The sequence below is a fragment of the Aquabacterium sp. A08 genome, from assembly GCF_011742065.1.
Window position 1 is genome coordinate 1 of the sequence record NZ_JAAQQT010000520.1, and the last position, 21,650, is coordinate 21,650.

19 protein-coding genes are annotated in these 21,650 nt (G+C 68.8%); 6 read left to right on the top strand and 13 right to left on the bottom strand.

Translation table 11 applies throughout. The annotated features are described in order from the left end of the window. Window positions 1-59: 59 nt before the first annotated feature. From rho to HA630_RS03280, 3 genes are all read left to right on the top strand, one after another. A complete protein-coding gene (gene rho / locus HA630_RS03270) occupies window positions 60-1,322 on the top strand; it encodes a transcription termination factor Rho (protein WP_166832319.1) in 1,263 nt (420 codons plus the stop codon). 117 nt (window positions 1,323-1,439) lie between these two features. Further along, window positions 1,440-1,694: a type B 50S ribosomal protein L31 gene (locus tag HA630_RS03275; RefSeq protein ID WP_166832320.1), complete on the top strand. Its 255-nt coding sequence runs from the start codon at window positions 1,440-1,442 to the stop codon at window positions 1,692-1,694. A 69-nt stretch (window positions 1,695-1,763) separates the two neighbouring features. Continuing rightward, the gene (locus HA630_RS03280; protein WP_166832321.1) at window positions 1,764-3,476 is read left to right on the top strand and encodes a hypothetical protein; all 1,713 of its coding nucleotides are present in this window, start codon (window positions 1,764-1,766) and stop codon (window positions 3,474-3,476) included. 68 nt (window positions 3,477-3,544) lie between these two features. Here HA630_RS03280 and phoR read toward each other — a convergent pair whose 3' ends face one another. The 7 genes from phoR to pstS form a co-directional block, all read right to left on the bottom strand. Continuing rightward, window positions 3,545-4,858: a phosphate regulon sensor histidine kinase PhoR gene (gene phoR / locus HA630_RS03285; protein WP_166832322.1), complete on the bottom strand. Its 1,314-nt coding sequence runs from the start codon at window positions 4,856-4,858 to the stop codon at window positions 3,545-3,547. Continuing rightward, a complete protein-coding gene (gene phoB, locus HA630_RS03290; protein ID WP_166832323.1) occupies window positions 4,855-5,577 on the bottom strand; it encodes a phosphate regulon transcriptional regulator PhoB in 723 nt (240 codons plus the stop codon). The genes phoR and phoB overlap by 4 nt, the downstream gene beginning before the upstream one ends. Continuing rightward, on the bottom strand, window positions 5,574-6,275 hold the full coding sequence (gene phoU / locus HA630_RS03295) for a phosphate signaling complex protein PhoU (protein ID WP_166832324.1): 702 nt from the start codon (window positions 6,273-6,275) through the stop codon (window positions 5,574-5,576). Before phoU ends, phoB begins: the two co-directional genes overlap by 4 nt. A gap of 4 nt (window positions 6,276-6,279) precedes the next feature. Next, complete coding sequence (gene pstB, locus HA630_RS03300; protein WP_166832325.1) at window positions 6,280-7,056, bottom strand: phosphate ABC transporter ATP-binding protein PstB; 777 nt, start codon at window positions 7,054-7,056, stop codon at window positions 6,280-6,282. A 35-nt stretch (window positions 7,057-7,091) separates the two neighbouring features. Further along, window positions 7,092-7,946: a phosphate ABC transporter permease PstA gene (pstA, locus tag HA630_RS03305; protein ID WP_166832326.1), complete on the bottom strand. Its 855-nt coding sequence runs from the start codon at window positions 7,944-7,946 to the stop codon at window positions 7,092-7,094. Between the two features lies 1 nt (window position 7,947). Beyond that, the gene (gene pstC, locus HA630_RS03310) at window positions 7,948-8,946 is read right to left on the bottom strand and encodes a phosphate ABC transporter permease subunit PstC (RefSeq protein ID WP_166832327.1); all 999 of its coding nucleotides are present in this window, start codon (window positions 8,944-8,946) and stop codon (window positions 7,948-7,950) included. A gap of 87 nt (window positions 8,947-9,033) precedes the next feature. Further along, window positions 9,034-10,068, bottom strand: coding sequence for a phosphate ABC transporter substrate-binding protein PstS (pstS, locus tag HA630_RS03315; protein WP_166832328.1), 1,035 nt, complete (start codon window positions 10,066-10,068; stop codon window positions 9,034-9,036). Between the two features lie 190 nt (window positions 10,069-10,258). On the opposite strand from pstS, the gene HA630_RS03320 reads away from it, so the two are divergent. Next, on the top strand, window positions 10,259-11,743 hold the full coding sequence (locus HA630_RS03320) for a Ppx/GppA phosphatase family protein (protein WP_166832329.1): 1,485 nt from the start codon (window positions 10,259-10,261) through the stop codon (window positions 11,741-11,743). A gap of 39 nt (window positions 11,744-11,782) precedes the next feature. Here the strand turns inward: HA630_RS03320 and HA630_RS03325 are convergent, their stop codons facing one another. From HA630_RS03325 to HA630_RS03340, 4 genes are all read right to left on the bottom strand, one after another. Then, complete coding sequence (locus HA630_RS03325) at window positions 11,783-12,256, bottom strand: histidine phosphatase family protein (protein WP_166832352.1); 474 nt, start codon at window positions 12,254-12,256, stop codon at window positions 11,783-11,785. A 2-nt stretch (window positions 12,257-12,258) separates the two neighbouring features. Further along, the gene (gene ppk1 / locus HA630_RS03330; protein ID WP_166832330.1) at window positions 12,259-14,331 is read right to left on the bottom strand and encodes a polyphosphate kinase 1; all 2,073 of its coding nucleotides are present in this window, start codon (window positions 14,329-14,331) and stop codon (window positions 12,259-12,261) included. Window positions 14,332-14,422: 91 nt separating this feature from the next. Continuing rightward, on the bottom strand, window positions 14,423-15,325 hold the full coding sequence (locus HA630_RS03335; protein WP_166832331.1) for a UDP-2,3-diacylglucosamine diphosphatase: 903 nt from the start codon (window positions 15,323-15,325) through the stop codon (window positions 14,423-14,425). Beyond that, complete coding sequence (locus HA630_RS03340) at window positions 15,325-16,245, bottom strand: GNAT family N-acetyltransferase (RefSeq protein WP_243855334.1); 921 nt, start codon at window positions 16,243-16,245, stop codon at window positions 15,325-15,327. The genes HA630_RS03335 and HA630_RS03340 overlap by 1 nt, the downstream gene beginning before the upstream one ends. A 184-nt stretch (window positions 16,246-16,429) precedes the next feature. Between HA630_RS03340 and HA630_RS03345 the strand changes: the two genes are divergently transcribed. Further along, on the top strand, window positions 16,430-17,875 hold the full coding sequence (locus HA630_RS03345) for a UDP-glucose/GDP-mannose dehydrogenase family protein (protein ID WP_166832332.1): 1,446 nt from the start codon (window positions 16,430-16,432) through the stop codon (window positions 17,873-17,875). 7 nt (window positions 17,876-17,882) lie between these two features. Here the strand turns inward: HA630_RS03345 and HA630_RS03350 are convergent, their stop codons facing one another. Beyond that, window positions 17,883-19,136 (bottom strand): glycosyltransferase family 1 protein, encoded by a 1,254-nt coding sequence (locus HA630_RS03350; protein WP_166832333.1) that lies wholly within the window; start codon window positions 19,134-19,136, stop codon window positions 17,883-17,885. 108 nt (window positions 19,137-19,244) lie between these two features. Here HA630_RS03350 and HA630_RS03355 point away from each other — a divergent pair, with 108 nt between their 5' ends. Then, window positions 19,245-19,907: a hypothetical protein gene (locus HA630_RS03355; RefSeq protein ID WP_371809191.1), complete on the top strand. Its 663-nt coding sequence runs from the start codon at window positions 19,245-19,247 to the stop codon at window positions 19,905-19,907. 39 nt (window positions 19,908-19,946) lie between these two features. Here the strand turns inward: HA630_RS03355 and HA630_RS03360 are convergent, their stop codons facing one another. Continuing rightward, on the bottom strand, window positions 19,947-21,599 hold the full coding sequence (locus tag HA630_RS03360) for an aminotransferase class III-fold pyridoxal phosphate-dependent enzyme (RefSeq protein WP_166832335.1): 1,653 nt from the start codon (window positions 21,597-21,599) through the stop codon (window positions 19,947-19,949). Window positions 21,600-21,650: the final 51 nt, after the last annotated feature.

The window sequence follows — 21,650 nt, forward strand, 5'->3', positions numbered from 1 at the left end:
TGCAGCCGCGAACCGCACCCTCCCCCCACATTCTCTGGACTCCTCGCAGGAGTGATCCCATGCACCTGAACGAACTCAAGGCACTGCACGTGTCTGAAGTGCTCAAGCAAGCCGAAGCCCTGGAAATCGAAAACACCGGGCGCATGCGCAAGCAGGAGTTGATGTTTGCCATCATCAAGAAGCGGGCGAAGGCGGGGGAACTGGTCAACGCCGACGGCGTGCTGGAAGTGCTGCCCGACGGTTTCGGTTTCCTGCGGGCGATGGACACCAGCTTCACCGCCAGCACCGACGACATCTACATCTCGCCCAGCCAGATCCGCCGCTTCAACCTGCACACCGGCGACATGATCGAAGGCGAAGTGCGCATCCCGAAAGACGGCGAGCGTTACTTTGCCCTGAACAAGCTCGACAAGATCAATGGCCTGCCGCCCGAGCAGAACAAGCACAAGATCATGTTCGAGAACCTGACGCCGCTGTTCCCGAAACAGCAGATGCGGCTGGAACGCGAAATCAAGGGCGAGGAAAACATCACCGGCCGGGTGATCGACATCATCGCGCCCATCGGCAAGGGCCAGCGCGCGCTCATCGTCGCCCCGCCCAAGAGCGGCAAGACGGTGATGATGCAGCACATCTGCCACGCCATCACCTCCAACCACCCCGAGGTGGAACTGCTGGTGCTGCTGGTGGACGAGCGCCCGGAAGAAGTGACCGAGATGCAGCGCACGGTGCGCGGTGACGTGATCGCCTCCACCTTCGACGAACCGGCAGCCCGCCACGTGCACGTGGCCGAGATGGTGATCGAGCGCGCCAAGCGCCTGGTCGAACTGAAAAAAGACGTGGTGATCCTGCTGGACTCGATCACCCGCTTGGCCCGCGCCTACAACAACGTGCTGCCCAGCAGCGGCAAGGTGCTGACCGGCGGCGTGGACGCCAACGCGTTGCAACGCCCCAAGCGCTTCTTCGGCGCCGCGCGCAACGTGGAAGAAGGCGGCTCGCTGACCATCATCGCCACCGCGCTGGTGGACACCGGCAGCCGCATGGACGAGGTGATCTTTGAGGAATTCAAGGGCACCGGCAACTGCGAGATCCACCTGGACCGCCGCCTCTACGAAAAGCGCGTGTTCCCCTCGATCCAGCTCAACCGCAGCGGCACGCGCCGCGAAGAACTGCTGCTGCAGCCCGAGATCCTGCAGAAAACCCGCATCCTGCGCCAGTTCATGTACAACATGGACGAGATCGAGGCCATGGAAATGGTCTTGAAGAGCATGAAGCAGACCAAGAACAACTCCGAGTTCTTCGACCTGATGCGCCGCGGCGGTTGATCGAAGGCCTTAAAAACCCATATAATCCAAGGCTTTGCGGAAAGTGCACCGGATGGGCCGGTGGCGGCTGCCGCGGTTGCCGGGGCCAACGACCCTTAGCCCCACAAGGAAACAGTGATGAAAGAAGGCATTCACCCCAACTACCGCGAAGTGTGCTTCGTGGACCTGTCCAACGGCTTCCAGTTCGTCACCCGCTCTTGCGCGAACACCAAGGAAACCATCAAGCTGGACGACGGCCGTGAACTGCCGCTGTTCAAACTGGACACCTCCAGCGAATCGCACCCCTTCTACACCGGTACCCAGAAGTCGGTGGACAACATGGGCGGCCGCGTGGAGAAATTCCGCAACCGCTTCGCCCGCACGACCAAATAATTCCGGTCGTCCCCACAAAAAAGCAGCCGCAGGGCTGCTTTTTTGTTGATGCCGCTATAGTTTCCCTCCATGCCCACCACGCCCGCCATCGTCACCCAACTGGCCGCCCGGCGGCTGCCCCGCTGGGTGCTGCTGCTGCTGGGCCTGGCCTACGTGCTGCCCGGCCTGCTGGGCCGCGAACCCTGGCGCCACGACGAACTGGCCGCTTTCGGCGCCATGCTCGACCTGTCCCAACACCCCGGTCACCTGGGCCAGCCCCAGGTGCTGGGCCAGGCAGCGGCCCTGGCGGGCTGGCTGCCCTACGGGCTGGGGGGCTGGCTGGTGCGCGCCCTGCCGGGGCTGCCGGCCGAGCTGGCGGCCCGCCTGCCCGTGGGGGCCATGTTGGTGGCCACCCTGGTCTGCACCTGGTACGCGATGTACCACCTGGCCCGGGTGCCCGGCGCCCAGCCGGTCAGCTTCGCTTTTGGTGGCGAGGCGCGGCCGGTGGACTATGCCCGCGCCATGGCCGATGCCGCGCTGCTGGCCCTGGTCGCCAGCCTGGGCCTGGCCCAGCTGGCGCACGAAACCACCCCCAGCCCGGCGCAGCTCTGCTTCAGCGCGGTGCTGCTCTACGCGGCGGCGCGGCTGGTCAGCCCGCACGCCCGCTGGTTGAGCCTGAGCGTGGCCGTCTGGTGGCTGGGCATGCTGGGCCTGTCGTGGAGCGGTGCCCCGGGCCTGGCCCTGGCCTTGGGCCTGGTCTGGCTGCTGGGTGCACCGCTGACGGGCACCGCCGGCCTGCAGGGCTGGCGCGGGCGGGGGTTGTGGCTGGCCTGCGCCTTGGGCACCGCGGGGGCGGCGGCCAGTGGCGTCTGGCTGGATGGCTGGTCGCCGAGCCCCATGCCTGGCCTGCGGGCCTGGACCGACACCGACAGCTGGCGCAGCCTGGGGCGGCTGCTGGTGTGGTTCACCTGGCCGGCCGGCCTGCTGGCGCTGTGGACCGTCTGGCGCTGGCGCCGCCGCTGGCGCGAAGCCCACCTGCTGCTGCCGCTGTGGTGGGTGCTGGCCGCGCTGGGCAGTGTGTTCTGGCTCGGCGGGCGCGACGCCGACCGCGCCCTGCTCCCGGCCCTGCCCGCCCTGGCCTGCCTGGCGGCGCTGGCGCTGCCCACGCTGTCGCGCACCGTCACCGCCCTGATCGACTGGTTCGCCCTGGTGTTTTTCACCGGCGGGGCGCTCATCGTCTGGGTCATTTACCTGGCCATGATGACCGGCACACCGGCCAAGCCGGCGGCCAACGTGGCCAAGCTAGTGCCGGGTTTCGAGCCCGCCTTTGCCTGGGGCCAGTTCCTGCCCGCGCTGCTGGCCACCGTGGCCTGGCTCGGGGTGCTGGCCTGGCGCATCGGCCGGCACCGCCCGGCGCTGTGGAAAAGCCTGGTGCTGTCGGCCTCGGGCAGCACCCTGTGCTGGCTGCTGCTGATGACGCTGTGGCTGCCCCTGCTGAACTTTGGCCTGGGCCAGGCCCCGATTTCGCGGCGCATTGCGGCGGTGACCCCGCCCGGCGCCTGCGTGCTGGTGCACGGGCTGGACGCGGCCCAGATCACCGGCCTGCAGCACCACGGTGGGTTGCCGCTGCGCCGCTGGCAACCCAGCAGCCCCGACGCGACCGACTGCCCGCGCCTGGTGCTGCACCCAGCGGCCTACCGCCACCTGCCACCGGACGCTTTGCAAGCCTGGAGCCTGATGGCCAGCGTGCCCCGCCTGCGCGAAAACCGCGACCACCTGATGGTGTTTGAACGGCGCCCCTGAGGCGTGCCTGCAGTACCAGCCCAGTACCAGCCCTGATCCGCCTGTCAGGACAGCGGGCGGCCCGCGCCTCAGTCGACCAGCACCCGGCTGGGGGGCAAGGTGATGCGGAAGGTGGAGCCGGCGCCGACCACGCTGTCCACCGCCATCTGGCCCCCGTGGCGCTGCGCCACGTGCTTGACGATGGCCAGCCCCAGGCCGGTGCCTCCGGTTTCGCGGGAACGGCTGCGGTCCACCCGGTAAAAACGCTCGGTCAGGCGCGGCAGGTGTTCGGCCTCGATGCCGGGTCCGGTGTCGCTGACGTAAAACTCGGCACCGCCGTCGTCGAGCGCGCGCCAGCCGGCGCGGATCTCGCCGCCCGGCGGCGTGTAGCGCACCGCGTTGCTCAGCAGGTTGGACATGGCGCTGACCAGTTCCGAGCGGGCCCCGGCGATTTCCAGCACTGGGCTGGGCTCGGCCAGTATGTCGTGCCGCCCCTGGGCCACGACATCGGACAGCGCGCGCGCCTCGCCCACCACCTGGTCCAGCAACTCTTGCGAGCGCACCCACTCGCCCGAACCGGGAATGGGGCTGCCTTCCAGCCGCGACAGGGTGAGCAGGTCGCTGACCAGGGTCTGCATGCGCTGGGCCTGCTGGGCCATCAGGGCCAGGTAGCGCTGGCGGTCGTCCGGCCCCACGTCCAGGTGCTGCAGGGTTTCGATGAAGCCGCTGACCACGGTGAGCGGGGTGCGGATCTCGTGCGAGACGTTGGCCACGAAGTCGCGGCGCATGGCCTCGGCCTGCTCCACCGCGGTGATGTCGCGGGTCAGCATCAGCCGGCGGCCCTTGCCATAGACGTGGATGTGGATGGAAATGCGCTGTGGGTGGCCCGGGTAGGCGTCGCGGCCGTCGATTTCCACCGGCTTGGCGTAGTCCCCAGACCCCAGGTAGGCGATAAAGGCCGGGTCGCGGATGAGGTTGCGGATCTGCTGGCGCAGGTCGCGCTTGGAGTCGAAGCCCAGGTGCTGGGCTGCGGTGAAGTTGCACCACTCGATGGTGGCATTTTTGTCCAGCAGCAGCACCCCGTTGGGCGAGGCCTGGATGGCGGCCAGGAACTCCTGCAGCCGGGCCTCGCTCTTGCGGGCCTTGCGGTTGAGCGCCTTGAAACCTTTGCGGCTGCGCTCCACCACCTCGGCCCACACCGCCGACACCCGCGGCGGGCGCACCGCGTGGCCGTGGCGCAACCAGTTCAGCACCCGGGCGGCGCGCACGTTGTCCAGCGTCACCCACAGCGACGCGCCGGCCAGGCTGCCGGCCACGCCGGCCCAGCGGCTGTCCCCATAGACCATGGCCAGCAAGCCCCCCGTCAATGTGCAGGCAAACAACTCCAGGGGGCGACGGATCATGCGGGGGTGGTGTCGGTCTTGGTTTTGGCGGCGGCTTGGGCGGTGAGGCGGTAACCCGCCCCACGCACGGTCTCGATCATAGTGCCTGCGCTGCCCAGGGACTCGCGCAGGCGCTTGACGTGCACATCCACGGTGCGTTCCTCGATGAACACGTGGTCGCCCCAGATGCGGTCCAGCAGCGAACCGCGGGTGTGTACCCGCTCGGGGTGCTTCATCAGGTAGTGCAGCAGCTTGAACTCGGTCGGCCCCACCTTGAGCTCGCGGCCCTGGTGGGTGACGCGGTAGGTGGCCGCGTCCAGGCTCAGCTCGCCCACCTGCACCGTGTCGTTGACGATTTCGGGGGCACGCCGGCGCAGCACCGCCCGGATGCGGGCCAGCAGCTCCTGGGTGGAAAACGGCTTGGTGACGTAGTCGTCGGCGCCGGCGTCCAGGCCCTGGACCTTGTCGCTCTCTTCGGTGCGCGCCGTCAGCAGAATGATGGGCACCGTCTTGATGCGTTCGTGCTGGCGCCAGCGCCGGGCCAGCTGCACCCCGCTTTCGCCGGGCAGCATCCAGTCGAGCAGGATGACGTCGGGCAGCACCGCATCCACCTCGCGCTGGGCGGCGGTGCCGTCAAACACCACAGTGGGCGCAAAACCGTTGTGGCGCAGGTTGACGGCGATCAGTTCGGCGATCGCCGGTTCGTCCTCCACCACCAAGACGCGGGGCAGCTTTCTCATTGGACCGCCGACTCCCGTTGCGCCGCCGTGGTGTGGCGCACGTCGGCGCCCTTGGCCACGTAGATGGTGGCCTCGGCGATGTTCTTGGCGTGGTCGCCCACCCGCTCCACGGCCTTGGCCAGGAACAGCAGGTTCAGGCTGGTGGAGATGGTGCGGGGGTCTTCCATCATGTAAGTGATGAGCTTGCGCAAGTAGCCTTCGTACTCGGCGTCCAGGTGGTCGTCCTCGTCGATGATAGCAAGCGCGGCCGTCACGTCCAGTCGGGCAAAGGCGTCCAGGGTGCGCTGCAGCAGGTCGGCGGCGTGCTGGGCGCTGCCGGCCAGGTCGCTCGCCGGCAGGGTGCGCGGGGCGCCGGCTTCGATGAAGGACTTGATCATGCGGGCGATGCGGGCCGCCTCGTCGCCGGCACGCTCCAGGTTCACGATCACCCGCGACACCCCGACCAGCAGGCGCAGGTCGCGCGCGGTGGGCTGGCGCCGGCTCATGGTGGAGGTGATGTCGTGGTCGATCTCGACCTCCAGCCGGTTGACCTTCTGTTCCAGTTCCAGCACCTGGTCGGTGGTTTCCAGGCTCAGGTGGTGCAAGGCGTAAATGGCCTGGCGCAGCTGCGATTCGACCAGCCCGCCCATTTCGAGCACACGGGTGGAGATGTTGCTCAGTTCGGCGTCGAACTGGCTGGAGAGGTGTTTGTCCGTCATGTGCTCAACCAAACCTTCCGGTGATGTAGTCTTCGGTCTCGGTGCGCTGGGGCTTGAAGAAGATCTGCTCGGTGGCGCCGAACTCGATCAGCTCGCCCAGGTACATGTAGGCGGTGTAGTCGCTGCAACGCGCCGCCTGCTGCATGTTGTGGGTGACGATGGCGATGGTGTAGTCGTTCTTCAGCTCGTGCACCAGCTCCTCCACCTTGCCGGTGGAGATCGGGTCCAGCGCCGAGGTGGGCTCGTCCAGCAGCAGGATGGACGGCTTGACCGCCACGCTGCGCGCGATGCACAGGCGCTGCTGCTGGCCGCCCGACAGGCTCAGGCCGCTCTGGTGCAACTTGTCTTTCACCTCGGTCCACAGCGCGGCCTTGGTCAGCGCCCATTCGACCCGGTCCTCCATGTCGCCCTTGCTCAGGTTTTCGTAGAGCTTCACGCCGAAGGCGATGTTGTCGTAGATGGACATGGGGAACGGCGTGGGCTTTTGGAACACCATGCCGATGCGGGCGCGCAGCAGGTTCAGGTCCTGCTTGGCGTCCAGGATGTTCTGGCCGTAGAAGTTGATCTGCCCTTCGGCGCGCTGGCCCGGGTACAGGCTGTACATGCGGTTGAGGGTGCGCAGCAGCGTGGACTTGCCGCAGCCGGACGGGCCGATGAAGGCGGTGACCTTCTTCTCGGCGATGTCCATGTTGATGTTTTTCAGGCCCTGGAACTTGCCGTAGTAGAAGTTCAGGTTGCGCACTTCCAGCGCGTTCTTGGTGTCGATGGCGGTGTCGGTCATGTCGGGGATTCCTCAGCTTGCAGACGGGGACGGGCTCAGCCCTGGACCTTTTCGCGGAACACCACGCGGGCCACGATGTTGAGCACCAGCACGGCCAGGGTGATGAGCAGGGCGCCGGCCCAGGCCAGGCGGATCCAGTTGTCGTAGGGGCTCATGGCGAACTGGAAGATCACCACCGGCAGGTTGGCCATGGGCTTGCCCATGTCGGTGCTGAAAAACTGGTTGTTCAGCGCGGTGAACAGCAACGGCGCGGTTTCGCCCGAAATGCGGGCCACGGCCAGCAGCAGGCCGGTCATGACCCCGCTCTTGGCGGCGCGCAGCGTCACCATGGTGGCCACCTTCCAGCGCGGGGCGCCCAGGGCGAAGGCGGCTTCGCGCAGGCTGCCGGGCACCAGGCGCAGCATGTTCTCGGTGGTGCGCACCACCACCGGAATGGCGATCAGCGACAACGCCAGGCTGCCGGCGTAGCCCGAGAAGTTGCCCAGAGTGGCCACCGCGATGGCGTACACAAACAGACCCAGCACGATGGACGGGGCCGACAGCATGATGTCGGTGACGAAGCGGGTCAGCTCGGCGGTTTTGCTGGTGTCGCCGTACTCGGCCAGGTAGACGCCGGCCAAGATGCCCACCGGGGTGGAGACCAGCACCGTCAGGCCCAGCATCATCAGGCTGCCGACGATGGCGTTACGCAGACCGCCGCCTTCGGTGCCGGGAGCCGGGGTGTCCTGGGTGAACAGGTTCCAGTCCACGGCGGCCAGGCCGTTCGTGAACAGCACGTACAGAATCCACAGCAGCACGGTCAGGCCCAGGGCCATGGCCCCCATGGACAGGGCCAAGCCCACGGCATTGGCGGCGCGGCGCTGGCGGTAGAGGGAGTGGTTGAAGGACATCTCAGAGCCCCTTGGCCTTTTCGGCGCGCAGGATCATGACCTTGGCCAGGGCCAGGACCACGAAGGTGATGACGAAGAGCAGGAAGCCCAGCGCAAACAGGGTGGACAGGTGGAAGTCGGCCGCCTCGGCGAATTCGTTGGCCAGGGTGGACGCGATGGAGGTGCCCGGCGAAAACAGCGAGGTGGGCAGCCGGTTGGCGTTGCCGATGACAAAGGTGACGGCCATGGTCTCGCCCAGGGCGCGGCCCAGGCCGAGCATGACGCCGCCGATCACCCCCTTTTGCGTGTAAGGCAGCACGATGCGGCGCACCACCTCCCAGGTGGTGCAGCCGATGCCGTAGGCCGATTCGCGCAGGATGGCGGGCACGATCTCGAACACGTCGCGCATGACCGCGGCCACGAACGGCAGCACCATGAACGCCAGGATGATGCCCGCGGCCAGGATGCCCAGGCCGGTGGTGGCGCCGCCAAACAGCCAGCCCACCAGCGGCATGCCGCCCAACAGGTCTTGCAGCGGCACCTGGATGTAGTCGGCAAAGATGGGGGCGAACACGAACAGGCCGAACATGCCGTAGATGATGGACGGCACCGCCGCCAGCAGTTCCACCGCCGTGCCCAGCGGGCGGCGCAGCCAGGTGGGGCAGGTTTCGGTCAGGAACAGCGCCACGCCAAAGGCCAGCGGCACCGCCAGCAACAGGGCAATGCCGGCGCTGATGAGGGTGCCGACGATGGCGATCGCGGCCCCGAACTCTTCGTTGATGATGTCCCACTCGACGTACCAGATGAAGCGCAGGCCGAACTTCTGGAAAGTCGGCCAGGCATTGACCAGCAGCGAGACGATGATGCCCATGAGGGCGAGCAGCACCAGCAGCGAAAAGGCCTGGGTGACGCGGTGGAACAAGGCGTCTTCCAGGCGCTGGCGGCGCGCGATCTGGAGCATGCGGGAACCACCGGTCTGGGCCGGTGCTTGCGGTGCGCTCATGGTGGTATCCAGGTTCATTCTGACTCCGACAAGGGCCGCGGCCCGTCTGCACCACAACCCGCCGGCCACAGGGGCGTGGGCGGCGGGCGGTGCGGGTTCAGCGGCTTACTTGTTGATCTGCGACCAGACCTTGCTGCGGATGTCGGCGGTCAGCTTGTCGGGCAGGGGCACGTAGTCCAGGTCCAGCGCCATTTGCTTGCCGTTCTTGAAGGCCCAGTCGAAGAACTTGAGCACTTCGGCGCTCTCGGCCTTGTTGGTGGGTTCCTTGTACATCAGGATGAAGGACGCGGTGGCCACCGGGTAGGCGTTGTCGCCCGGCTGGTTGACGATGGACAGGCCCATGCCCGGCACGCTGAACCAGTCGGCACCGGCGGCGGCGGCGGCGAAGGTGTCGTCGCCCGGCATCACGAACTTGCCGTTCTTGTTCTGCAGCTGCATCACCGGGATGTTGTTGCGCTTGGCGTAGGCGTATTCCACGTAGCCCAGCGAGCCCTTGACGCGCGAAACGTTGGCGGCCACGCCTTCGTTGCCCTTGCCGCCGACCGAGGTCGGGGCCGGCCACTTGACGGCCGCGCCCTTGCCCACGGTGTCGGCCCACTCTTTGCTGACGGTGGACAGGTAATCGGTCCAGTTGAAGGTGGTGCCCGAGCCGTCGGCGCGGTGGACGATGGTGATGGTCTGGTCGGGCAGCTTCTTGCCCGGGTTCAGCGCGGCCAGCTTGGGGTCGTTCCACTTGCTGATCTTGCCCATGAACATCTCGGCCAGCACCGGGCCGGTCACGCGCAGTTCACCCTTGCCAAAGCCTTCCAGGTTGAACACGGGCACCGTGCCGCCGATGATGGCGGGGAACTGCACCATGCCGTCCTTGTCCAGGTCTTCGCCCTTGACCGGGGCGTCGGTGGCACCGAAGGCCACGGTCTTGGCGCGGATCTGACGGATGCCGCCGGAGGAACCGATGGACTGGTAGTTCAGGCCGGTGCCGGTGTCTTTCTTGTAAGCTTCGGCCCACTTGGCGTAGATGGGGAAGGGGAAGGTGGCGCCCGCGCCGGTGATGTCGGCGGCCATGGCCAGCCCGCTGAAACCGACGGTGGCGGTGGCAACCGCAGCGGCGGCGATGGTCTTCAGAAAGTTGCGCTTCATGGTGTCCTCAGGGTTGTTGAAGGAATGAAGCCGACTTTAGGAAGCTTGTGTGACAGTCATGTGACAAGTCGGTGGAAAGTCGCTGACGGGGTGGGAACGAGGCGCCCAAAAAGGTGCATGCCGACCAGCGGGTCAGGGTTTACACCGGGCTTCGGTGGTATGCTGGCCCCCCTTCAAGAGATTGAACGGCATGCAAAACGGAACCTTACTGGCGGCGGTGGACCTCGGGTCCAACAGCTTTCGCCTTGAAATCGGGCGCTACGACTCGGGCCACATCGAACGGGTGGAGTACCTGAAGGAAGTGGTGCGCCAGGGCAGCGGCCTGGACGAACACAAAAACCTGAGCCTGGTGGCCATGGAGCGCGGCTGGGAATGCCTGGCGCGCTTTGGCGAGCGGCTGCAGGGCTTCAAGAAAAACCAGGTGCGGGCCGTGGCCACGCAGACCCTGCGCGAGGCGCGCAACCGCGACGACTTCCTGCGCAAGGCGCAGGCGCTGCTGGGCTTTGGCATCGACGTGGTCTCGGGCCACGAAGAGGCGCGGCTGATTTACCAGGGCGCCTCGCACCTGCTGCCGCAGTCGGACGAACACCGGCTGGTGGTGGACATCGGCGGGCGCTCCACCGAAATCATCCTGGGCCAGGGCTACACGCCGCTGCGCATGGAGTCCTACCGGCTGGGCAGCGTGGCCTGGTCCACCCGCTACTTTCCGCGCGGCCAGTTCACCGCCGCGCTGCTGCAGACCGCCACCATCGCCGCCAAGGCGGTGCTGGACGAGGCGCTGGAGACCTTCCCGGCCGACCAGTGGACCGTGGCCTACGGCTCGTCGGGCACGGTGGGCGCGGTGATGGAGATCCTGCAGTGCAACGGCTTTCCGCCGGGCATAATCACCCGGCCCGGGCTGGACTGGCTGATCGAGCGCATGGTGCGCGCCGGCAACGCCGACGAACTCAAGCTCGACGGGCTGAAAGAAGACCGGCGCCCGGTGCTGGGCGGTGGGGTGAGCGTGCTGCTGGCGCTGTTCGAGCTGTTCGAGCTCGACACCCTGCACCGCGCCGACGGCGCGCTGCGCCAGGGCGCGCTGTACGACCTGATCGACCGCGAAAACGACCAGACCGACGTGCGCGAACGCACGGTGCGCTGGCTGGGCGAGCGTTTCACCACCGACAAGGCGCAGGCGCAGCGGGTCAGCCGCGTGGCCACCCACCTGTTCGCCCAGATCGCCACGGCCGACGCGCACAACGGCCGCTACTCGCAAAAGCTGGACTGGGCCGCGCGGCTGCACGAGATCGGCACCCACATTTCGCACAGCGACGCGCACCGCCACGGCGCTTACATTCTGGACCACGTGGACGCGCCCGGTTTTGCCCTGCCCGAGCTGCACCGCATGAGCCAGCTGGTGCTGGGCCAGCGCGGCAAGCTGCGCAAGCTGGAGGCCGAGCTGGACGACGAGCTGTTTGCCAAACAGCTGCTGTGCCTGCGCCTGGCGGTGCTGCTGTGCCATGCCCGCAAAGACCCGGACACGGGCGCGCTGCGCCTGAGCTACAAGGCGCGGCAGTTCAAGCTGACCACGGTGCCGGGCTGGTCGCGGCAGTACCCCCAGTCGGCCTGGCTGCTGGAAGAAGAGGTGCTGGCCTGGCAGCGCTCGACCTGGCGCTTCGCGGTCGACCTGCGCTGACGGCGCCGGCGTGCCCTGCCCGCCTGGGCGGGCACGGGCTCAGAGCAGTTCGGGGGTCTGCACGGTGAGCAGCACCGTCTGCAGCTGCCCGTTCTTTTCGCGCTGGCGCAGCCACCACACCGCGCCCTTGCGGATGGAGCATTCCGGCGCCTGCAGCCCGAGCAGCCGCGCCACCGTCTGACCCAGGGTGGGCTGGTGCCCGACCACCAGCACGGCCTGCTTGCCCTCGGGCCACTGGGCTGCGGCCAGCAGGTCGTCCACCGTGCCGTCGGGGCGCAGTTCGTCGCGCAGGCGGTATTTGCGGCCAAGGGCGATCACGGTCTGTTCGGTGCGCACCGCCGGGCTGCTGAGCACCCGCACGCCCTCGGGCAGCTGGCGGTCCAGCCAGCTCGCCATGCGGCTGGCCTGGCGCTCGCCCTTGGTGGTCAGGCGGCGCGACAGGTCGGCGCCACCGCCGTCGTCGGTCTCCTCCAGGTCCTCGGCCTCGGCGTGGCGCCAGAGGATCAGGTCCATGCTCATGCCTTGCTCCCGTAACGGCCCATCAGGGTGGACTGGGCCGAGTGCAGCGCCGGCTTGCCTTTGGCGCCGACCGTGCCCACCTTGGCGTAGGTGCCGTCGGGCTGCAGCCGCCAGGCGTCGCGGGTGTCCTGCAGGTACTGGTGGATGCACTCCTCCATGACGCGGTGGCGCAGGGCCGGGTCGGTCACCGGCCAGGCCAGCTCGATGCGGCGCAGCATGTTGCGGTTCATCCAGTCGGCACTCGACAGCCACAGCTCCTCGTGCTGGCCCATGCGGAAGCAGAACACCCGCGAATGCTCCAGCAGGCGGCCGATGATGGAGCGCACGTGGACGTTGTCGGTGTAGCCCGGCACACCCGCCGGCAGGATGCAGGCGCCGCGCACCAGGATGTCGATCTGCACCCCCTGCTGCGAGGCCAGCGCCAGCGCACGCGCCAGCGGTTCGTCGGTCAGCGCGTTCATCTTGAGGATGATGCGCGCCTCCTGGCCCTGCTTGGCCGCGGCCACGGTGGCGTCGATGCGGTCCAGCATGCCCTTGTGCAGGTGGAAGGGCGCGATCATGGCCTGGTTCAGCTTGGGCAGGCGGTTCTGGCTGGCCAGGTGCAGGAACACCTGGTCCAGGTCGGCGGTCAGCGCCTCGTCGGCGGTCAGGTAGCTCAGGTCGGTGTAGAGCTTGGCCGTGCCCGGGTTGTAGTTGCCGGTGGAGACGTGGGCGTAGCGGCGGATCTGGCCGTCCTCGCGCCGGGTGACCAGCAGCATCTTGGCGTGGGTCTTGAGGCCGACGATGCCGTACACCACCTGCGCCCCGACCGACTCCAGCCGCTCGGCGTGGTTGATGTTGGCCTCTTCGTCGAAACGGGCCTTGAGTTCCACCACCGCGGTCACTTCCTTGCCGCGGCGCACCGCCTCGCGCAACAGGTCGGCCATTTCGCCCTTGGCGCCGGTGCGGTAGATGGTCTGCTTGATGGCCAGCACGTGCGGGTCTTCCACCGCCTCGCGCAAAAAGGCCAGTACCGCGTCGAAGCTTTCGTAGGGCTGGTGGATCAGCACGTCGCCCTGCTTGAGGCGCTCGAAGAACGACTGCCCCGGGGTGAGCTGCACCGGCCAGCCGGGCAAGTAACGCTCGAATCTCAGGTTGGGCGCGTCCAGCAGGTCGATCAGCTGGTTCAGGCGCACCAGGTTGACCGGCCCCGGCACCCGGAACAGCGACTGCGGCGGCAGCGCGAACTGCTGCAGCAGGAAGTCGGACAGGAACTCGGAGCAGCCGGCCGACACCTCCAGCCGCAGGGCCTGACCGTAGTGGCGCTGCTGCAGGCCCAGGCGCAGGGCGGTGCGCAGGTTTTTCACCTCTTCCTCGTCCACCGCCAGGTCGGAATGGCGGGTCACTCGGAACTGCGAAAACTCGGTCACGGTGCGGCCCGGGAACAGGTCGTTCAGGTGCGAGCGGATGATGCTGGAGATGGAGGCGAAGTTGGCCTGCTTGCTGCCGCGCGCGCCGGGGATGCGCACGTAGCGCGGCAAGGCACGCGGCACCTTGACAATGGCGATTTCGTTCTCGCGGCCGAAGGCGTCGCGCCCGGTGAGGCGCACGATGAAATTGAGCGACTTGTTGGCCACCTGCGGGAAGGGGTGCGACGGGTCGAGCCCGATGGGCAGCAGCAGCGGCTGCACCTCCTGCAGGAAATGCTCCTTCACCCAGCGGCGCTGGTGGGTGTTGCGTTCGCCGTGGGCCACCACCTTGATGCCGCGCTTCTCCAGCGCCGGCAGCACCTCGTCGTTGTAGATGGCGTACTGCTGCGCCACCAGGTCGTGCACCTTGGCCGAGACCTCGCGGTAGGTCTGCGCGGTGATGGCGCCGCGCTGCTCGTTGGTCTGGAAAGCGGCCAGGTGCGGGGCGAAGCGCACCTCGAAGAATTCGTCCAGGTTGGACGACACGATGGCCAGGTAGCGCAGCCGCTCCAGCAGCGGCACCTCGGGCCGGCGGGCCCAGTCCAGCACCCGCTCGTTGAAGGCCAGGATGCTCTGGTCTCGGTCCAGGAAAGGGGTTTTGGGCGCGCTGTTCACACTCATGGCCGGGTGGGTTTCTCGTTATGGCTGCAACCGGACATTATTGAGCAGACAGATGACAAATGTGTGACACGGAGGTGAAAGTCCCACCCGTTCAGGCCGGCACGCGGGCGGCCGGCACCGCGCCCTGCCCGACCGCCGGCCGCAGGGGCCAGTGCACGAGCTGCAGACGGCCGTCGTGGTGCTCGACGAGGGCGGTAAGGCTTTCCACCCAGTCGCCGTCGTTGCAGTACAGGGTGCCGTCGATGTCACGCATCTCGGCGCGGTGGATGTGGCCACAGACCACGCCGTCAAGCCCGCGCTTGCGTGCCTCGGCGGCCACCGCGCCCTCGAACTGCAGCACGTAGTTCAGGGCGCTTTTGACCCGGTGCTTGAGGTACTGCGACAACGACCAGTACGGCAGGCCCAGCCGTGCCCGCCAGGAGTTGAGGTGGGTGTTCAGGCGCAGCGTCAACTCGTACAGGTTGTCGCCCAGGTAGGCCAGCCATTTGGCGTACTGGATGACGCCGTCGAAATGGTCGCCGTGGATGACCCACAGCCGCCGGCCGTCGGCGGTGGTGTGGACGGCGTCTTCCACCACGTCCACCCCGCCGAACTTGTGGCCAATGAAGTGGCGCGCGAACTCGTCGTGGTTGCCGGGCACAAAGACGACCTTGCAGCCCTTGCGCGCGCGGCGCAGGATTTTCTGCACCACGTCGTTGTGGCTCTGCGGCCAGTACCAGCGGCGGCGCAGCTGCCAGCCGTCGATGATGTCGCCGACCAGGTACAGCCGGTCGCTGGGGTGGGCCTTGAGGAAGGCCAGCAGCGCCTTGGCCTGGCAGCCCGGGGTGCCCAGGTGCACGTCGGAAATAAAGACGGTGCGCCAGTGCCCGGTGCCCGGGTCGGGGCTGTCGTCGTCGGGGTCGTTGGGGTCGTCCTCGCGCGGCTCGTTCCACGACTCAGGCGGCGGCGCCAGCGGCCCCACCCCGATGCCTTCGGGGGCCCAGGTGGTGCGCATCAGGTCCCCAACAGGTGCTTGCGGTAGCGCGCGGGCAAGTCGGCCAGGCGCATCATCATGGGCAGGTCGGCGGCGTTGAAATCCGGGTCCCAGGCCGGCGGGCCCAGCACCTTGGCGCCCAGGCGCAAATAGCCCTTGATGAGGGCCGGGGGCTCCACGGCCAGGCCGCTGTCGAGTTCGTCGACCGGCAGTGGCAGGCGCGGGCGCACGTGGTATTCGATGGAGGCGAGGTGGCGTTCGCGCACCTGGCGCCAGATGCTGGCGGCGGCGTGGCCACCCCCCACCATGCCGTGCGCGCCGGCGTGCTGCATGGGAATGCTGGCGCAGCCGATCATGGTGTCGAGCTGGTTGCGGGCCATGAATTCGGCCAGCGCTCCCCACAGCGCCAGAATGACGCCGCCGTGGCGGTGGTCGGGGTGGACACAGCTGCGGCCCAGTTCCACCATGCGGTCGCGGATGCCGCGCAGGCGGGTCAGGTCGAACTCGGTGTCGCTGTAAAAACCGCCGACACGCTGGGCCTGGGCCGGGGTCAGCACCCGGTAGGTGCCGATGACCTGGCGGCTGGCGGCGTCGCGCACCAGCAGGTGTTCGCAGTAGTCGTCGAACAGGTCCACGTCGTGGCCGGGCAGGGTTTGCGGCAGGCGGGCGCCCATTTCGTCGGCGAACACGGCGTGGCGCAGGCGCTGGGCCTCGCGCACCTCGTCCTGGTGGCGGGCCCAGCTGACGTCCAACGTGTCGGCGCGCGCCGCCGGGGCCTCCTGCCCATCCGGGGCACGGGCGGCGTCCCCCCAGGGCGCGGCCGCGCTTGGGCGGTCCAGCACGGGGGCCAGGCCGGTCAGACCGCTGGCCGGGGGGCGCAGCCAGGCCGCGATGTTCATGGCCGGGGCCAGGTCCAGGGTCGGGATGGGCGGTTCTTTCATGCTCGGCTCCTTGTTGCCTGAGGATTCTTCGCCCGCTGCATGTCGCGGCCGTGGCAGTTCGGTGAAGGCGGCATGACACCCACCCACCACCGGTCTGCCGGGCTTTCACCGGCGCGTCACCCAACCGTCACGCACCGGTCACCACCGGCCACCAGCATGAAAGCCTCGACACAAGGAGCTTGCGATGAACGTGACCGTGGTAGGGGCCGGCTATGTGGGCCTGGTGACGGCGGCCTGTCTGGCCGACCTGGGGCACAGGGTGGTGGGCGTGGACCGCGACCACGGCCGCGTGGCGCTGCTGCAGGCCGGCGGCGTGCCGATCTACGAACCCGGGCTGGACGAGCTGGTGCGGCGCAACCAGCAAGCCGGGCGGCTGCGCTTCACCACCGCGCTGGCGCAGGCGGTGCCCGAAGCGGAGGTGCTGTTCATCGCCGTGGGCACGCCGCCGCAGGAAGACGGCTCGGCCGACCTGCAGCACGTGCTGGACGTGGCGCGCCAGGTGGGCCGGAACCTGCGCGGTTTTCAGGTGGTGGTGAACAAATCGACCGTGCCGGTGGGCACCGGGGACCGGGTGCAGGCCGCCATCGCCGAGGCACTGCGGCGCCGTAGCCTGGGGCAAACGCCGTTCGCGGTGGTGTCCAACCCGGAATTCCTGAAGGAAGGCGCCGCCATCGACGACTTCATGCGGCCCGACCGCATCGTGGTGGGCCTGCCCGACGGCCCCGAAGCGGAGCGCGCGCGCGCCGCCCTGACCCAGCTGTACGCGCCCTTCAACCGGCACCACGAACGCACCGTCTGGATGGACCGACCCAGCGCCGAACTGACCAAGTACGCGGCCAACGCCATGCTGGCCACCCGCATTTCCTTCATGAACGAAATGGCGCTGCTGGCCGACCAGGTGGGGGCCGACATCGACGCGGTGCGCCGCGGCATCGGCGCCGACCACCGCATCGGCCACAGCTTTCTGTACGCCGGCATGGGCTATGGCGGCAGCTGTTTTCCCAAGGACACGCGGGCACTGGTCCACACCGCCGCCGAACAGGGCCTGCGCCTGCGGGTGGTGGAGGCGGTGGAGCGCGTCAACCGCGCCCAGAAACAGCGGCTGGTGCAGCACCTGCTGGCGCTGTTCGGCCCCGACTTGCACGGCCGGCGCTTTGCCGTGTGGGGGCTGGCCTTCAAGCCCCAGACCAACGACATGCGCGAAGCCCCCAGCCGCACGGTGGTCAGCGAACTGCTGCGCCGCGGCGCCGAGGTGGTGGCGCACGACCCGGTGGCCGGCGACGAGGCGCGCCGCTGCCTGGCCCAGGACCTGGGCGGCCCGCTGCACGCCTGGCCGGGCCTGCGTTTGGTGGACGACCCGCACAACGCCCTGGACGGCGCCCACGCCCTGCTGCTGTTGACCGAGTGGAAATGCTTCCACAACCCCGACTGGGCCCGGGTCGTCGCGCACATGGCCGACGCCGTGGTTCTGGATGGGCGCAACCTGTACGACCCGGCGCAGTTGCAGGCCGGCGGGGTGGCCCACATCGGCATCGGCCGGCGCAACGCGCTGGGCCAGGCCCGGCTGGACGCGGCACGCAGCGGGCGGCCCCAGGCCGCGGTGCCCCCGGGCCAGGCGCTGCCGCTCTGAGCGCGGATCAGGCGCCGGACACCGGCGGCCCCCAGCGCAGCGCCCCGGGCTGGGGGGCCCCGGCCCCCTCGGCGTGCTGGCGCAGCAGCCGCAGCCACACCGCCTCCACCTGCGCCACGATCTGGCTCCAGTCCAGCGCCAGCGTGGACGCGCGCGCCGCCGCGCGCAGGTGCTGCACCAGGGCCGGATCGCCGGCCAGGTCGGCGGCGCGGCGCACAAACGCGTCGGCGTCGCCGAACGGCGCCAGCAGACCGTTGTGGCCGTGGCGGATCAACTCCGCCGCCGCGGCGTGGTCGAAGGCCAGCACCGCCAGGCCGCTGGCCAGCGCCTCGGGCGTGACGTTGCCGTAGGTCTCGGTCAGGCTGGGGAAAAGGAACACGTCGGCGCTGGCGTAGTGGTCGGCCAGGTCGGTGCCGCTGCGCGAGCCCGCGAAGATGGCGTCGGGGCAGGCCTGCTCGAAGGCATCGCGCTCCGGGCCGTCGCCCACCACCACCAGGCGGCAGCGCGGGTTCACAGCGCGCATGGCGGCGTGGGCCTGGGCCAGCAGGTGCAGGTTTTTTTCGGCCGCCAGGCGACCCACCGACAGCGCCACCAGCTCGTCCGGGGCCACACCCCACTGGGCGCGCAGGGCGGCGCTGCGCCGCGCCGGCAGAAAACGCTGGGTGTCCACTCCGCGCGCCACCACCAACAGGCGTTCGAAGCCCAGCGCCGCCAGTTCGGTCTGCAGGCCGGGGGTGGGCACCATGGTGCAGTGGGCCAAGTTGTGGAACTTGCGCAGGTAAGCGGCGATGGGCTTTTCCAGCCAGCCCATGCCGTAGTGGCGGCTGTAGGCGTGGAAGTTGGTGCGGAAATCGGTGCTGACCGGCAGCTTGAGCTTGCGCGCCGCCTGCAGCGCCGACCAGCCCAGCGGCCCTTCGGTGGCCACGTGCACCAGGTCGGGCCGGCGCAGGGTCCACATCGCGGTCAGCGGTTTTTTGGCCGGCATGCCCATGCGCAGGTGCGGGTAGCGCGGGATGGGCAGGCCGCGCAGCAGCACCTGCTCGAAGCCGGGCGTTGCCCCGCCCTGCTCCAGCCGGGCCTGGCGCGGTCGCACCAGTTGCAGGTCGTGGTTGCGCGCCTGCAGGCCACGCACCAGGCGGTCCACCGTCAGCGCCACGCCGTTCACCTCGGGCGGGTAGGTTTCGGTGACCACCGCAATGCGCAGCGAACGCTGCAAGGGCGGGAAATTTTCGATGACCAGAGGCTGGGAAGTGGCGTGCATCCGGGCATGCTCCCGCAGCCACGTAACAGCCGTGTGACAAGGCCCCACGCCCGACCGCGCCGTGACAGCGCCGGCCTTGTCACGCGCGTTTCACGACGGGTGGCCAGCATGCCTTCGGTGCCGCTCTGCGCAGCGGCGCTGTTGTTTGACCCCTCCGAGGACGCCCCCATGAACGACTTCCTGCAAGCCCTGCGCACCCAGCGCTGGGACGACCACCGCTACTACCACCACAGCCGCATCAACCAGAGCCTGCACCTGCTCAGCGCCCTGGGCTTTGTCGTGGCCTATGGCCTGCTGTTCACCGACCCGGCGCTGGCCGCGCTGGTGGCCTGGGGCTGGTCCATGGTCAGCCGCCAGGCCGGCCATTTCTTTTTCGAGCCCAAGGGCTACGACGCGATCAACCAGGCCACCCACGAGCACAAGGAAGACATCAAGGTCGGCTACAACCTGCGGCGCAAGGTGGTGCTGATGGCGGTGTGGGCGCTGTCGCCTTTGCTGGTGTGGGCACAGCCCGACCTGCTGGGCCTGCTGGAGCCGCACACCGACTGGCGCGGCTTTGCCCACAACGTCGGCCTGGTGTGGCTGGCCGTGGGGTTGGGCGGGCTGCTGTTGCGGGTGCTGCAACTGGCGCTGCAGCACAACCTGCAGACCGGCCTGGTCTGGGCGGTCAAGATCGTGACCGACCCCTTCCACGACATCCGGCTATACCACAAGGCCCCCTGGTACCTGCTGCAGGGCCAGTGGCTGGAACCCGGCCACCGCAGCCGCTGACGCCTGGGGTGGGCCCCGCCGGCCCACCCGGCCTGGGCCTCAGCCCCAGCGGGCGCGCAGCATTTCGCCCAGCACCTGCCGCCGGATGCCGCGGTGGGTCAGCCCGGGGGCGGTCCACCACCAGCCGTCGGCGCGCATCTGCTGGCAGGCCCGCACGAAGCGGCGGGTCACCTCGGCCAGGTCGGCGTCGGTGTAATTCAGGCTGAAAATGAAGCGCCCGGTGCCCACCCAGCTCAGCGCCAGGCCTTGTTCGCGCAAGTAGAACTGCAGCATCCAGTGGTAACGCGCGGGCTGGGTGTAGCTCACCGTCCAGATGCTGCCCAGCGCATCCACCCGCAGCGGCAGCTGTTCGGCTTGCAGGGCCTGGTTGAAGCGCTGGGCGTGCGCGGCCCAGCGCTCGTCCAGGCCGTTGTAAATGGCCCGAACCTCGGGCGTGTCCAGCCGACGCAAAAAGGCCAGCATGGCACCCACCACGTAGGGGTGGGCGTTGAAGGTGCCGCGGGCAAAGCACAGGTCGGCCGGGCGGTCGTCGCGGTAGCGCTGCATCAGTGCGGCGCGCCCGCAGACCACGCCCACCGGCAGGCCGCCGCCCAGGGTCTTGCCGTAGCACACCAGGTCGGCCTGCACCCCGAAATGGGCCTGCGCCCCGCCCGGCGCCAGCCGAAAGCCCACGAACACCTCGTCCAGGATCAGCACGATGCCGCGTTCGTTGCACACCCGCTGCAGGCGGCGCAACCAGTCGGTGTAGGCGGCGCGGTCGTACCCGGCGCTGCGGCTGCCGTCCACCAGGGTGGAGTCGCCCGGGGCGTTGCGGTTGGGGTGCAGCGCCTGCAGGGGGTTGACCAGCACGCAGGCGATGTCGCCGCGGCTGCGCAGCACCGCCAGGCTGCGCTCGTCCATGTCTTGCAGGGTGTAGGTTTCGCGCGGCGGCAGCGGGTTGCCGGGGCCGGGCTGCACGTCCTCCCACCAGCCGTGGTAGGCCCCGGCAAAGCGCACCAGGTGGCGCTTGCCGGTGTGGTAGCGCGCCAGGCGCACCGCCTGCATCACCGCCTCGGTGCCCGACATGTGAAAGCTCACCGCGTCCAGCCCGGAAATGGCCTGCAAGCGCTGCGCCACCTCGGCCACGGCCGGGTGGTACCCCCCCAGCACCGGGCCCAGGGCACTGCCCAACTGTGCGCCTTCGGCCATGCAGGCTTTGTAAAAGTCCACCCCGAAGACGTTGACGCCGTAGGAGCCGGCCAGGTCGTAATGCCACTGGCCGTCCAGGTCGCGCAGTTGCACGCCGGCGGCCTCGGCCCAGAAGGCACCGATGGGCAGACCGGCCCGCACCAGGGGGCTGAACTGGAACGGCACCCGGTAGCGGCCGGTGAACTGCAGGTCGGGCAGGCCGGGGCGGGCCTGCTGCGTCAGGGCCAGGGTCTGGGGCGAGCGTTCGCGCAGCACCCGACCCAGCCGCTCAAACCCGGCGCGGCGCTGGGCGGCCACCGCGTCGGGGGCGCCGTCGGCGCGGAAGAAGGTGGTCTCGTCGTGGGCGTAACCGGGCACCAGGCGGGCCACCCGCTTGGCCAGGCGCGCATGCCCGGCCAGCGAACGGTGCTTGGCGCGCGACAGTTGCAGGCGCTGGCGCACGGGGCGCCACAGGGCGGCGGCGGTGGCCAGGGCGCCAGCGGCCAGGGTCGGGTCAAGGGGCATGTCATCAAGCTTTCAAGTGGGGTGGTGACAGTTGTAGGCCAACCGTTTGAC